The organism is Paenibacillus sp. EB106-06-01-XG199, assembly GCF_058791575.1.
In genome coordinates, this window is the sequence record NZ_JBYTDQ010000004.1 from 648296 (window position 1) to 662050 (window position 13755).

Genomic DNA, 13755 nt, shown 5'->3' on the forward strand with positions numbered 1-13755 from the left:
CGATGCATTCAAATAGAAAAGGAGAGAATGGATATGTCACGCTTAAAGAATTCAATCAGCCGCAAATTTACACTTTTGTTGTTTGTCGTCCTATTGCTCACATCTCTTGTGTTAAGTATCAGCTTCTACTTTATATCAATGAGTACCATCGACGGCTACGTAATGCCGCAAATTAACAAGCTTCTGACCGGGGCCGCTCAGGATGTCTACAAGAATTTGAACGCAACCCACGCCCAGCAGACCCTGAGTAAGAGTGCACAGGCCACCACGAATGTCGAATACTATTTCCAGGAAAAAAGAAAGCTGCATGATGTGGAGACCATTTTCCTCATCGAAATGAAAGATGGAAAGGCCACCGTACTGGCCGCAGATCACGGCTCAAAGCTGAAGGCTGAAGAAAGCCTTAAGGTATTGCCCGCTATGGAACAAGCCGCTAAAGGAAAAACGGGGCTCAGTGAAATCTATAGTGACAGTCACGGTATACATAAGACCGCCTATGTCAGTGTTCCCGGCAGCAGGATGGTCATCGGAGTAAGTTCAGACGTTGGTTTTGTTGAAGACAAGATAAACAGCATCGTTTGGGCAAGTATAGGAATTACACTGCTGTCGCTGATCATTGGAACCGCCGCCGCGACCTTCATGAGCCGGAGAATCACGCGGCCGCTCTCTCAGCTTACCGCTTACAGCAATAAGCTCGCTGCCGGTGATTTCACGCAGAATCTCGTTATTAAGGGCAACGATGAGGTCGGCCAGTTGTCAGTGAGCTTCCAAAGTATGGGACAACGGCTTAAGGAAATGATCGGGCAGGTTCTCGATACTTCAGGCAGTGTCGTCGCCGATGCCAATGATCTGAAAGCGCGTGTTGAAGTGCTGGGTGAAATGGCCGAGCGTTCGGCACTATCCGTTACGGAGATCGGCAAAGGCAGTACAACTATTGCCAGCAGCGCACTGGAGAACTCCAGAGCCATGGAAGAAATCAATTTCGGCATTCAGCATATCGCATCCGCAGCCGGTGAAGTCACTGAGCAGATCAGTGAAGCTTCAGCGGAAGCCATGGGCGGCAATGAGATTGCCCAGAGTGCCGTACAGCAAATGCGTCAGGTGGAGCATGCCTCTCAGAAGTCGCTGGAGCAGTTCCGCATCATGAATGAACGTTCCCTGATGATTGGCGGGGTTGTCCAGGGCATCACCGAAATAACCAAGCAGATTCAGATGCTGTCGCTGAATGCTTCCATTGAAGCGGCACGCGCAGGCGAGCATGGCCGCGGTTTTGCTGTTGTAGCCGGAGAAGTCCGCAAGTTGTCCGAGCAGTCCAAGGAATCCAATGAGCAGATCCGTGACTTCCTGCTTAGCCTGCAGGAGGATATGAACCGTTCAGTGGAAGAAATGAATCATGTGAACTTGGAAGTAGCCTCGGGCGTAGGCAAAGTGGTGGAAGCCAGCAATGCCTTTAATCAGCTGCTTATTCTTATTCAGAGCATCAATCACAGCATTCAGTCCGTATCTGCCGCCACCCAGCAGATTTCGGCCGGCACCGAAGAAGTAAGCGCCTCAGTGGAGGAAACTGCACAAATTACCGCCAATTCGCAAGCAAGCGCAGAATTGCTTGCCGAGAACTCCTCACGGCAGCATGAGGAGCTGGATGGCAACTCCCTGACCGTGGAGCATCTGCATGAACAAGCGGTCAAGCTTCAGGAAGCTGTGAAACAGTTCAAGATTTAAAAAGAACCCGCTTCTTTCGAACCCTATCAAAAGGCAGTCCACAGCTTATCAGAGCTTGGACTGCCTTTTTGTCAGGTTGCGCTGCAATTTAAAAAAGCTATTCAGATCAGTGTCTCGGTGCCCACAGAATAACCGATACCCCAATCACACAAATACCTGCACCGATCCAGTCATACAGATCCGGTGTCTTCTTGTCCACCAGCCAGCCCCAAAGAACGGCAAGCACGATGAACACACCGCCATAGGCGGCGTACACCCTGCCGAAAGAAGGGAACTTCTGCAAGGTGGGGACGATGCCGTACGCAATCAGAATTAGTGCACCAACGAGGCCGTACCAGAGCGGCCGCGACTCCCGCAGCCACAGCCAGATTAAATAACCGCCGCCGATTTCAGCCAGACCGGCAACAATAAACAGCAGAACCGCCAGCACCATTCTTACCCCTCTTCTCCGGGAAGACCCATTATTCTGTAAACCGCCCTCATATCAAGGCTGGCTCTTACGGCATCCGCCAGGCGGTCGAATTCCTGCTCGCGGAGCGCTGCCGACGAGAAGGTCCTGGCCAGCGGGGCAAGACCCTTGCCCTGCCGTATCCCGTCAAGCCAGGCTCTGCGCAGGCTATCATTATGAAACAAACCATGCAGATAAGTTCCCCATATCTTGCCGTCCGGCGTACCCCAACCTTCAGGCAACGTCTCCCCTTCCGGTCCCGTCAGGCGGAACAGGCTTCTGACGCCTGCACCTTCATGATTCGTCGTGGTACCCATATGGATCTCATATCCGGCAACGGGAATTTCCTCAGCTGCTCCGGGGTCAAGGCCGCATAATTGCAGCGGATGACCATCAGCCAGCGTGCCGCTTACACGCACCGTCGTCTTATGCGGCAGAAATTCCGTGGACAGGGGCAGATAGCCCAGCCCGTCACTATCCCCCGGCTCCGCATTTTCAACAGCATGCGGATCGAGCAGCTTCCGCCCCAGCATCTGGTATCCTCCGCAAATCCCGGTAAGCTGCAGAGTTCCGTGCTCAAGCGCATACATTATTGCTTCAGGGAAGCCCTGCTCCCGCAAATAATTCAGGTCTGCCGCCGTATTCTTCGTGCCCGGCAGAATGATGGCATCCGGTGTGCCCAGCTCCTCTACAGAGGTCACATAACGTACAGCGGTATCCGGCTCGTCCTCCAGCGGATCGAAATCGGTGAAGTTCGATATTCTCGGATAGCGGATGACCGCAATATCCAGCTCCTTCGCGCTGCCGGGCTGCATACGGCCCGAAGTCCCTTCCAGTACTACGGAATCCTCCGCCTCTATCCGCAGCTGCGGCAGAAACGGCAGCACACCAAGCACCGGGATCCCGGTGCGCTGCTCCAGCCAATCCAGACCGGGCTGCAGCAAGGACAGATCTCCGCGGAATTTATTGATAATGAAACCTTTGACACGCGCCCGCTCATGCGGCTCCAAGAGTTCGAGTGTACCGACCAGAAAGGCGAATACGCCGCCTCTGTCAATGTCTGCGATCAGCAGCACCGGCGCATCCGCCCAGCCTGCGAGATTCATATTGACGATATCCCGCGCCTTCAGGTTGATCTCGGCCGGGCTTCCCGCCCCTTCCATCAGCACGATATCATAAGCTGCCCGCAGACGATCCAGCGCGTCCAGCACCGTCCCTTTGGCTTCCGGCAGAAACTTCTCGCGGTATTCCCGCGCGCTCAGCGCCGTGTGCGGTATACCATGGACGACGATTTGCGCACTCATCTCGCCCGAAGGCTTCAGCAGAATCGGATTCATGTCGCTGGTAGCCGTAATGCCGAACGCTTCGGCCTGCATGCCCTGGGCACGCCCGATTTCTTTGCCGTCCACGGTGACATAGGAATTCAGCGCCATATTCTGCGACTTGAAAGGCGCCGTCCGGTAGCCGTCCTGTGTCATAATCCGCCCGATGGCTGCAGTGACGAGGCTCTTGCCGACATCCGAAGCCGTTCCCTGCATCATTAGCACGGCCGCCCGCTGTTTCCTCTCTTGTGTGTCCGCTTGGTTCTTCATGCTCTTCTCCCCGCTTTCTTCCTGCTGCCGGAGTACTGGCGAAGCAGTTGTTCTTGCTCTAGCATACGCCGGAAATGTAGCTCTCCGCAGAGCCTACCGGCTACATCAGGCCCTTCTGTAGCAGCACCAGCAAGAGCAGCAGCAGGACCTCCAGCAACTCGTTCAGCGCGCCGTACACATCGCCGGTGAGCCCGCCGAGCCGGCTGCTGATCCGCCGCGCCGCGAAGTGTCCGCAGAGCACTGCGGACACCGGGGCAAGGCAGGCCGCCGCCAGATGCTGCGGCCAGGTACCGCTTGCCGCGCCGAGCGTAAGTGGCGCAGCGGCAGCGGCCAGTGAGAGCAGCGCGGCGGTGAGCAGCGCGCGCCGCTCCTGCCGGGGCGGCAGCTCCGCGAAGCTGGCTGCCAACCCCTCATTGCCGCGGGCAACAGGATAGCGGGCCATCGCCCGCACCATATACCAGCGGCTCCAGACCGGCGGCAATAGCAGCAGCGGCAGCTCGTAAAAGGTGCCGCCTTCGATAAATGCCGCCAGCAAGGCTGCCTTCAGCAGCAATAGCAGCACGCAGGCCAGGACGCCCATCGCCCCTACGCGGCTGTCCTTCATGATCTCCAGCATCCGCTCCCGCGAGCGGTAGCTGAGCAGTGCGTCGGCACTGTCCATCCAACCGTCCAGGTGCAGCCCGCCGGTCAACCCTACCCACAGGATGAGAGTGATTACAGCGGCAGGCCAAGCCGGAAGCAGCCAAGCCGCTGCTGCGGCGCACAGCGCAGCACTCCCCCCGATCGCCGCGCCGACAAGCGGATAATAGACCACGCTGCGCCGCAGCAAATCACGGGAAAAGTCGCCGCCGCCCTTTACCGGAAAACGCGACAGGAACTGAAAAGCGGCGGCGGCATCCTCCCGCGCACTCATAGCAGGTACTCCCTGCTCTTCAGCTCAACCGGTATTCCGGCGGTGACGAGAAAGACCTGCTGGCACTGCCGGGCCAGCAGCGCATTCATCCGTCCGGCGAGATCACGGTACAGCCGTCCCAGTGCATATTCCGGCACGATGCCGTTGCCAACCTCGTTCGTAACCAGAACGAGCGTCCCCTGGAAAGACGCCACACTGTGCTCCAGCCTGGCGATTTCCTGCTCCACCCGCTCTTGTCTGTCCGCCTGCCCTTCCACCGCCAGCAGCATATTGGAGAGCCACAGGGTCAGGCAGTCTACAAGCACCGCCTTTCCCCCGGAGAGACGCTCCAGCAGAGCCGGCAAATCCAGCGGCTCCTCCAGCGTCTCCCACTGGCCGCCGCTTTCTTCGCGCTGCTGCCGGTGCAGGGCAATCCGCGCCTTCATCTCTTCATCGAACGCTTGCCCGGTCGCCACATAGAAAGCCTGACCGGCCAGAGATAGTGTCAGGCGTTCGGCAAAGCTGCTTTTGCCGCTGCGCGCTCCGCCTGTTACAAGGATGCTCATCGGCTCTCCGCCCCGGATACCCCTGCGCTTTCGAAGGTGGCCATTTCGCGCATAATCCGGCACACCGCTTCAATTAGATGAAGGCATAGGGCGCCCCCTGTTCCTTCGCCAAGACGCAGCCCAAGGTCGAGCAGCGCTTCCAGCCCCAGCCGTTCCAGCATCAGCTTATGCCCCTGCTCCCCTGAGACATGAGAGGCAATCATATAATGGATGGACTCCGGTGCAAGTGCTTTAGCCGCAAGCGCTGCGGCGCCGGAGATGAAGCCGTCAAGCACAACGGGAACCCGTGCAGCGGCTGCACCCAGAATAAGCCCGGCCAGACCGGCGATTTCAAGGCCACCTACCTTAGCCAACACGTCGATAGCATCGTCCGGATCCGGTGCATTGATCTGCAGCGCCCGCTCCACCACTGCGATTTTATGGCGCAGCCGCTCATCGTCAATGCCGGTACCCCGGCCTACAGCGGTCTCTGCAGGGATGCCTTCCAGTGCACACAGCACCGCAGCGCTGGCTGTCGTATTGCCGATGCCCATTTCGCCGGTGATAAGTATCTCCGTTCCGCTCTTCACCGCTTCCTCCGCCACGTTCACCCCGGCCAAAATGGCTCTCAGCGCTTCCTCCCGGCTCATCGCCGGTCCCTGCGCCATATTGCAGGTTCCGCGCCGTACCTTGCGGTCAATCAGCTCCGGATGGCTCAGGTCACCGCCTATCCCGATATCCACCAGCTTCACCTCTGCCCCGCCTTGGCGGGCCAGCACATTCACCGCTGCGCCGCCGCTGAGGAAGTTATGGGCCATCTGCACCGTAACCTCCTGCGGAAATGCGCTGACTCCCTCACTGCAGACACCGTGGTCTGCAGCCATGACCACTACGGTACGTTTACCGTAGCTTGGCTGTTCCACACCGGAGATTCCCGCCAGCCGAACGGCCAATGCCTCCAGCCGGCCAAGGCTTCCCGGCGGCTTGGTCAGGCTGTTCAGCCGGTCCCCGGCGCGCAGAATCGCTTGTTCATCGGCGGGGACAATCCGCCCGATCACTTCTTCCAATGCTGAAATCATAGTTACTCCTCCTGTTTCTTCTATTACAACTCTATTTGAATAAACGTAGCTCCACGCAAGTGGAAACGGCTTCGCCGTCCTTAAAAAGGACGGTATCCGTTTCAGCGAGAAATAGAAGGATAATTTATAGCGTGAAGCATATAAATTCTTATATTTGCACAAAGCCCCCTTCTCCAAAGAAGGGGGCTTTGTGCTGCCACTGCTGCTGCCGCGAACTATTTTAGTGCATACCCCTATTTCTTCCTTAAGGATTATAGGTGATATAGCGGGATCATACAATTACATTTTTACCTTCATGCACTTGGAAAGCTGTCTATACCGCTGCTTCCGGGTGCAGAGCTTCAATGCTGTCTTGCGGAGAATTTCTTCACACGTATGATCATTTGCATTCACGCTTGCATTTACACTTGCATTCATATTCTTACTTTCATAAACCCTTCCATCCGCTCCAGCGCTTCGGTCAGCCTCTCTGTGGATGTCGAATAGGAGCAGCGGATATGCCCCTCGCCGCCGCTTCCGAACACATGTCCCGGAACTGCGGCGACTCCAGCCTCCCGTAGGAGGCGTAAAGCAAATTCCTCCGATTTCAATCCGGTATGAGCGATCGAAGGGAAGGCGTAGAACGCACCTTGCGGCTGATGGCAGTGAAGTCCAATTGTTCTGAGCCCTTCGACAAACAGAGTTCTGCGCTGCCGGAAACATGCCTTCATCCGGTCTTTGTCGGGCAGTCCGCTGCGCAGGGATTCGATCGCGGCAATCTGGCCCAGCACCGGCGCGCACATCGCGGTATACTGATGTATCTTCAGCATCGCTGCCAGCAGCTCATGGTTCCCGCAGACATAACCGACACGCCAGCCGGTCATGGCGAATGCCTTCGAGAAGCCGCTGATCACTATCGTCCGCTCCTGCATGCCGGGGAGCGAAGCGATACTAACATGAGTGCTGTCATAGGTAAGCTCCGCATAGATTTCATCTGAAAGCACGAGCAGATTATGCTCTTTTACAACTTCTGCAATCGGCAGCCAGTCCTCGTAGGACATGACCGCTCCCGTAGGATTATTCGGGAAATTCACTACCAGCAGCTTCGAGCGTGGGGTAATGGCCTTACGCAGCATTTCCGCTGTAAGCTTGAAGCCCTGCTCTGCCGTAGCCTCCACCTCAACCAGCGTCCCTCCGTTTAAGTGGGCAATTGGCGAATAGGCAATATAGCTGGGAGAAGGGATGATGATCTCATCACCCGGAGCCGTGAAAGCGCGCAGTGCCAGATCAAGGGCTTCGCTGCTGCCCACCGTAACCATGATCTCGTCCGCCGGATGATACTGCAGTCCAAAGCTGCTCCCCAGATATTGGGCGATCTCTTCTCTAAGCTCCATGAGTCCGGCATTCGAGGTGTACATCGTCTCCCCGCGGTTCAAAGCGCGGACGCAGGCAGCTCTTACATGCTCAGGTGTAGCGAAATCCGGTTCACCTACGCCCAGTGATATAATATCGTTGTTACCGGCAGTAAGATCAAAAAAAGCCCGGATACCCGAAGGTGCAATCTCCCGCACACGGGGAGCTATCCAATCCTCTGCCAGCTTGCGGTTCTCCTTAAGCATGACCTGCTACCTCTTGCCTTTCTTCTTCCCTCTGCATCTCCGTTACCTCTTGTGTTACTTGGACTGCCTGATTCGCACGCCGTTCCTTCAGAGAACCCGCGATAATCTCATCCAGCAGATTGCTGAAGGTGAATCCGGCCGCAAGTGCGCTTTTGGGCAGCAGGCTGGTTTCGGTCATACCCGGCAGCGTGTTGACCTCCAGTACGTAGGGATTCCCATCCTTCAGCAGTATATCCACCCGTGCATATACCGAGCATTTCAGCGTATGATAACAGGTCAGCGCCGCCGCTTGCACCCGCTCCAGGATCTCGGCAGGCAGCTGAATAACCTGTTCGTCGGCTCCGCCCTGCTCATATTTGGAGCTGTAATCGAACCAGTCCGCGCCAAGCGCATTGATGCCGATAACGGGCAGCAGGGTTCCGCCGAGGATCGGGCAGGTAATCTCCTGGCCTTCGGTATATGCTTCGACAAGCACCGACTGGTCCGCCGCAAAAGCCTTCTCCACCGCACTCCGCAGCTCCTGCATGCTATTCACCTTGGTCATCCCGATGCTCGAACCGCCTGAGTTCGGCTTCACCATCACCGGGTAACCGAGCTGTTCCACGGCTTCCGGCGCAACATCCTCCGCCCGGTCCCAGCACAGCCAGTCAGGCGTAGGAACACCTTTGCTGCGAAGAATTGTTTTGGACAGATGTTTATCCATGCATAGGCTGCTGGACAGCACGCCACTCCCGGAATATGGGATGCCAAGCGTCTCCAGCGTACCCTGAACTGTTCCATCCTCGCCATAGGTTCCATGAAGGGCCAGCAGCGCAAAATCCAGACCTTTTACCTGTCCGATCAGCTGTTCACGCTCTGTAATAACCACCGGGACAACCTCATATTTGTTCCGGTCCAGGTGCTTCAGCATTTCTCTGCCGGTATTCAGCGACACTTCATATTCAGAGGAAACCCCGCCCATTATTACGCCTACTTTTATCATCCCCATAACCCCTTTTCATCCCAGTAGTTGCCGTGCTGCCCTGCCGATAATCTCAATTCCCCTGCGGATATCCCCGTCAGCCACCCTGGAGAAGCCCAGGCGCAGCGTGTTTTGTCCTGTTCCATTCGTGAAGAAGATATCCCCCGCTGTAAAAATAACCCCCCGCTCACGGCAGGCATCCAGCAGTTCTCTTGTACTAAAGCCTTCGGGAAAGGTTACAAAAAGATGCAGTCCGCCATCTCCACTTATCCCAAAATATGGCAAGTACTCCTTGCAGCATTCCAGCGTCAGCTCGTATTTCCGTTTATATTCCGTTCGCGCTCGTTTGAGGTATTTTTCCAGATGTCCGCCGAGCAGATATTGATACAGAATGGATTGATCCAGCGTTGAAGTATGAATACTGCGGGCTCTTTTGACACTTTCCAGATAGTAGATCAGCTCCTGATCAGCCAGCACCCAGCCTACCCGCAGTCCGGGAAACAACACCTTGGAGAAGCTGCCAAGATAGACGACGCTGTTCCCGCCGCCCGCCGCCGCGATTAACGGAGCCACATGTGAGCCCGAATAGCGCAGCTCTTCGTTGAAGCCGTCCTCGATGACCGGCACCCTGTACTCTGCCATCAGCTTCATCAGCCCTTGTCTTTTTTCGGGGGACATAACGATGCCGGTAGGATTGTGATAGGAAGGCACAAAATACGCGCAGTCATAATCCCGCTCCTCCAGCGCCCGTTTCAGTTCACCGAGGTGGATACCATCCCGCTCCATGGTTACTCCAGTGATCGCAAATCCATTCAGCCGCATATTTTTGATCGCCGTATGATGGGTCGGATTCTCGCAGAGCACACGCCCATGCTTCTGGCCAAGTGCGGATAGCACCAAATCGAAGCCTTCCGTAAAACCATTCGTAATCAGCATATCCTTGCCGCGCATATCCACGCCCTTATGCTCCATATATTGCCGCAAATAGTCTATTAAAGGCTTATACCCCTTGGCATAGCCATAGTTCAGCAGAACGTTGCCCTCTACGGACATGCGGTCCAGAAAGGCCCGCTTTACATTATCCAGATCAAACAGGCTCTCATCGGGCGCAATACTGGTAAAAGAAATCGTGCCCTTCTCCGCGCGGATTCCGCGCTTCATTATATCCAGTTCCTCCGCCAGCAGCGCGCGGCTGTTCATCCGCTCTTTCCAGTCCACAGTCCAGGAGGGGGCCGCCGCACTCTCAGTAGAGGCAGCAAGCGAAACATAACTTCCTTGACCCTGCACCGTATACGCAAAGCCGTCATCCGTAAGCCCCGCATAGGCGGAAATAATTGAATTGCGGCTGACTTTCAGCAGTGTGCTGAGCTCGCGTGTCGACGGAAGCTTCTGGCCGCCTTGGAGGGCGCCTTTTAGAATGAGATGCTTCAAATAATCCTTCACCTGAATATATACCGGACGTCCGGCAATGAGCTTGAAATCCTTAAACATGCTTCAATCGCCCCCATAGCTATCATGGCACAGTCGCCAGCGTAAAAAAAGAACCACAACCCCGGGATTTTCTTCCGGTGTGGTTCTATGACGGGATAACCCAAGCGTCCCGCAGTGATATAGCTTTTTAATTACATAATGTGGGTACTTTTCTGTGCATCCAGTTTCTGCGGACCCACAGCTTCCCAGCTGTATACACGGCTCATGGACTAATCAACGCCTGCATCATGGGATTTCTTCTAGTGCTTGCAGATGCGTTTGGCAGAACATTTTTTTTGAATAAGATTACCACTGCCACTTGCCTGCGCTCCGTACCAGTGTAAGTACTACCGCTGTTCCAGGCGGCGGAGCGGCGGCAGTACGGAAAGTCACGTCCTCCAAAGCCCGTGCCAGCAGCTGGCGGATTACACCGCCGTGGGTCACCAGCAGCACACGCAAATGCAGCGGTTCTTCACTAGGATGGTGGCCCGGGACGGCAGTTTGGCCGGTACCGTCTTCAGGGGGCAGGCTTAATTCAGCCTCATCCCCGCTTGCTGCGGCTGACTGCCTTAGTTCCTGTAAAAAAGAGTCCAGCCGCGCTTCGAACGCCTGCCAGGATTCCCCGTCAGGCGGCGTGACCTCGGCAGGATCATCAATCCAGCTTCGATAATCGGGATTATTCTGCAGCTGCTCATAAGTACAGCCCTCCCACGCGCCGAAGCTCATCTCACGCAAACGGGAATCATAAATGGCCGACGCCTCAAGACCTGGTGCGATGCAAGCCAATGTCTCCCGGCATCTGCGCAAATCGCTGCAATATACCCGCCAGAAAACACCGCGCAGTTCAGGCTGCTCCCTGAGCGCAGTCATCTCCTCCCGTGCTCCGGGCAGTAGAGGAATATCCGTACTCCCCAGATAACGGCGTTCCTTATTCCACTGCGTATGGCCATGGCGGAGAAGAACTAACTGGAGCTGGAGTACTTTGGGCAGCACTTTGGGCAGCACTTTGGGCCGAACTTGATCCAGTTTTGGAGCCAGCACCTGTGCTTTCTCATCCCTCGGCCTTGGCTCTTTTCTTATCTCCTGCTCTAGCACTTGTTTTAGTTTTGACTCTTTTCCGTGCTTTTGCCCTTGCTGTTGTTCTTGCTCTTGCCTTTGATCTTGCCCTTGCCTTTGATCTTGCCCTTGCCTTTGTTCTTGCTCTTGCCGTTGTTCTTGCCCTTGCCTTTGTTCTTGCCCTTGCCTTTGTTCTTGCCCTTGCCTTTGTTCTTGCCCTTGCCTTTGTTCTTGCCTTTGTTCTTGCCTTTGTTCTCGCTCTTGTCTTTGTTGTTGCTCTTGCTCTTGCTCATGCTCATGTTCGCGCACATGCCCATGCTTAAGTTCTTGTCCATGTTCTTGTCCATGTGTTAGATCTGTCATGCCCGCCGCTCAGCCTCCGATCCAAATCCATGCCAATGCCGCACAGAAGCAGACGAATATTGCCGAAGAGAGCAGCATCAGTCGGGAGGTCACAATGATATCCTCCGGTTCCAAAGGACGCAGCGGGTCTCCCATGTAAGCCCGGAACGAAGTGATGCCGTGATAGACATTTTCGCCCCCCAGCCGAATGCCCAGTGCTCCGGCAACTGCTGACTCCGGGTAGCCGCTGTTCGGACTGGGATGAAGGCGGGCATCGCGAAGTACGGTGCGCCAGCAGCCCTGCCAATCCAGCCGCAGCAGCCAGGCGCATAAGGTTAACAGCAGCGCAGTGATTCGCGCCGGTATGTAATTGGCCACATCATCGAGCCGGGCGGATGCCCAGCCGAGGTCGCGGTATTTGTCGTTCTTGTAGCCGACCATGGAATCCAGCGTGTTCACTGCACGGTAAGCCATGGCCAGCGGTGCACCGCCCAGCAGGGCAAAGAACAGCGGGGAAATAATCGCATCGACGATATTCTCCGCTACGGTTTCCACAGTGCCGCGGACAATCTCCGGGCTTTCCAGCCCAGCCGTATCGCGGCCGACGATCATCCCCAGCGCCTTGCGCGCTGCGGGATGATCACCCTTGCGCAGCTCGACATATACGGCAAGCCCTGCCTCCTTCAATCCTTTGGCGGCAATCGTTGTGGAGATCAGCCAAGCCCCGGCTGCCCAGCCGAGCCAGGGAGATACCCAGGACAGCAGTCCGACGAGGAGTGCTGTCAGCCCCCAGGCTCCGCCCGCCACCAGCAGCGGCAGCAGGACCCCGGCCCGCTTCAGACTCCGCGGCTGCAAGACAAAGCGGCGGATCAGCCGCTCGATCGCAGAAATCGCCTTCCCCATATACACTACGGGATGGGGAAGACTCCTTGGATCGCCTACGATAAGGTCCAGCATATAGGCTGCCAGCAATATTAACGCAAGACTCACAGGCACTCACCCCGCCGGGTTATCAGGAATAGGCTGCTCATTGCCCGCCCGTCCTAGCCTGCTCCTGTGGAGCAGATGGCACAGCTTGGGTCAGTCGAGCGGATGACACAGTTTGAGCCAGTGGAGCAGGTGGCACAGCTTGAGCCATGGAGGCGCTTTGGATGGCTTTCGCCTTGGAATCATATCGCACAACTTGATCTGTTTGAACCGATATTACTGGTTCAGCCAATTGTTCCACCTTAGCTGGCTGCACAGATTGCGCCGGCTGAACGGATTTCACCGACTGCAGGCTGCCGGTAACAGCGGCATACACCAGCCTGCCAATCGCGCCGCCAAGATCAGTAGCTGTTCCAGCGTAGACATGCTCCGCGCCGTAGCGCCCGCTTTGGCTCACGGCAAGCACAACCGCATCCGTGGTTGTGCCGGTTGCAATCAGGCCGTTCTCGGGATCGGTGACGCCGAGATCGGCCAGGGCGGCAGCTTTGGCTTCGGCTGCCGTCATTACGGCATTGACCATCGCCGCCGGAGTCAGCCGTCCATCAATGCCGAGCATAATATTGATCGTGCCGGGGCGGTAAGCCGCCAGCACGGGGCGCTCCACCCCGGCGCGCGCGGCATTGCCCGAAGCGGCCGTCACACAGCAAAAGATACCTGCCGAGCCGGTATCTTCTTCTATCACAGCTGCGTGCTCCAGCGGCACAGCGGTCATAAGGCCCGCACAGCCTTCTTGCGGGTAGCCCCATTCGCGCAATTTAAGCTCCATATCCCGCACAGGATCGCTGCACTCGTAATCACGACTGACAAATTGGTTGACGGCCCGCTGTAGTCGCCCCATTCCCCCGCCGTACACCGCACTCGAAATCCCATCCGCCTCAGCCGGGAACTCCAGCAGCAGATGTCCTTCCTTCCATTCCAGTACAAGCCCCGGCCATACCCTGCTCAGATACACAGTTTCCCCGCCGGTAAGATTAAAAGGGATTTTCACTTCGTCCATCTTCTACCATCTCCCCTCACAGTTTTTTTCCACAATCTACGCACAGCTTCAGCCTTGTTCGCAGTT

General features: G+C 56.3%; 13 protein-coding genes. 1 reads left to right on the top strand and 12 read right to left on the bottom strand.

Features of this window, described 5'->3' with window-relative positions; genetic code table 11:
* The first annotated feature begins 33 nt into the window (after window positions 1–33).
* Entirely contained in the window at window positions 34–1722 is a 1689-nt protein-coding gene (locus AC3WT9_RS17995; RefSeq protein WP_341377598.1) for a methyl-accepting chemotaxis protein, read from the top strand.
* A 106-nt stretch (window positions 1723–1828) separates the two neighbouring features.
* Here AC3WT9_RS17995 and AC3WT9_RS18000 read toward each other — a convergent pair whose 3' ends face one another.
* The 12 genes from AC3WT9_RS18000 to AC3WT9_RS18055 form a co-directional block, all read right to left on the bottom strand.
* Complete coding sequence (locus AC3WT9_RS18000; protein ID WP_341090513.1) at window positions 1829–2155, bottom strand: YnfA family protein; 327 nt, start codon at window positions 2153–2155, stop codon at window positions 1829–1831.
* Between the two features lie 2 nt (window positions 2156–2157).
* Window positions 2158–3762: a cobyric acid synthase gene (locus AC3WT9_RS18005; RefSeq protein ID WP_341377597.1), complete on the bottom strand. Its 1605-nt coding sequence runs from the start codon at window positions 3760–3762 to the stop codon at window positions 2158–2160.
* 100 nt (window positions 3763–3862) lie between these two features.
* Complete coding sequence (cobS, locus tag AC3WT9_RS18010) at window positions 3863–4675, bottom strand: adenosylcobinamide-GDP ribazoletransferase (protein WP_341377596.1); 813 nt, start codon at window positions 4673–4675, stop codon at window positions 3863–3865.
* Window positions 4672–5220 carry a bifunctional adenosylcobinamide kinase/adenosylcobinamide-phosphate guanylyltransferase gene (cobU, locus tag AC3WT9_RS18015; RefSeq protein ID WP_341090507.1) on the bottom strand — a complete coding sequence of 183 codons (549 nt, stop codon included), beginning with the start codon at window positions 5218–5220 and terminating at the stop codon, window positions 4672–4674. Before cobU ends, cobS begins: the two co-directional genes overlap by 4 nt.
* Window positions 5217–6278 carry a nicotinate-nucleotide--dimethylbenzimidazole phosphoribosyltransferase gene (gene cobT, locus AC3WT9_RS18020; protein ID WP_341377595.1) on the bottom strand — a complete coding sequence of 354 codons (1062 nt, stop codon included), beginning with the start codon at window positions 6276–6278 and terminating at the stop codon, window positions 5217–5219. The genes cobU and cobT overlap by 4 nt, the downstream gene beginning before the upstream one ends.
* 413 nt (window positions 6279–6691) lie before the next feature.
* Entirely contained in the window at window positions 6692–7876 is a 1185-nt protein-coding gene (locus AC3WT9_RS18025) for an aminotransferase class I/II-fold pyridoxal phosphate-dependent enzyme (protein WP_341090504.1), read from the bottom strand.
* Window positions 7869–8858: a D-alanine--D-alanine ligase gene (locus AC3WT9_RS18030; RefSeq protein WP_341377594.1), complete on the bottom strand. Its 990-nt coding sequence runs from the start codon at window positions 8856–8858 to the stop codon at window positions 7869–7871. Before AC3WT9_RS18030 ends, AC3WT9_RS18025 begins: the two co-directional genes overlap by 8 nt.
* 15 nt (window positions 8859–8873) lie before the next feature.
* On the bottom strand, window positions 8874–10328 hold the full coding sequence (locus AC3WT9_RS18035; RefSeq protein WP_341377593.1) for an aminotransferase-like domain-containing protein: 1455 nt from the start codon (window positions 10326–10328) through the stop codon (window positions 8874–8876).
* Between the two features lie 285 nt (window positions 10329–10613).
* On the bottom strand, window positions 10614–11348 hold the full coding sequence (locus tag AC3WT9_RS18040; RefSeq protein WP_341377591.1) for a histidine phosphatase family protein: 735 nt from the start codon (window positions 11346–11348) through the stop codon (window positions 10614–10616).
* A gap of 59 nt (window positions 11349–11407) precedes the next feature.
* Window positions 11408–11710, bottom strand: a complete 303-nt coding sequence (locus AC3WT9_RS18045; RefSeq protein WP_341090498.1) for a hypothetical protein — start codon at window positions 11708–11710, stop codon at window positions 11408–11410.
* Between the two features lie 25 nt (window positions 11711–11735).
* On the bottom strand, window positions 11736–12695 hold the full coding sequence (cbiB, locus tag AC3WT9_RS18050) for an adenosylcobinamide-phosphate synthase CbiB (RefSeq protein ID WP_341377590.1): 960 nt from the start codon (window positions 12693–12695) through the stop codon (window positions 11736–11738).
* Window positions 12696–12732: 37 nt separating this feature from the next.
* Window positions 12733–13689 carry an adenosylcobinamide amidohydrolase gene (locus AC3WT9_RS18055; protein WP_341090495.1) on the bottom strand — a complete coding sequence of 319 codons (957 nt, stop codon included), beginning with the start codon at window positions 13687–13689 and terminating at the stop codon, window positions 12733–12735.
* Window positions 13690–13755: the final 66 nt, after the last annotated feature.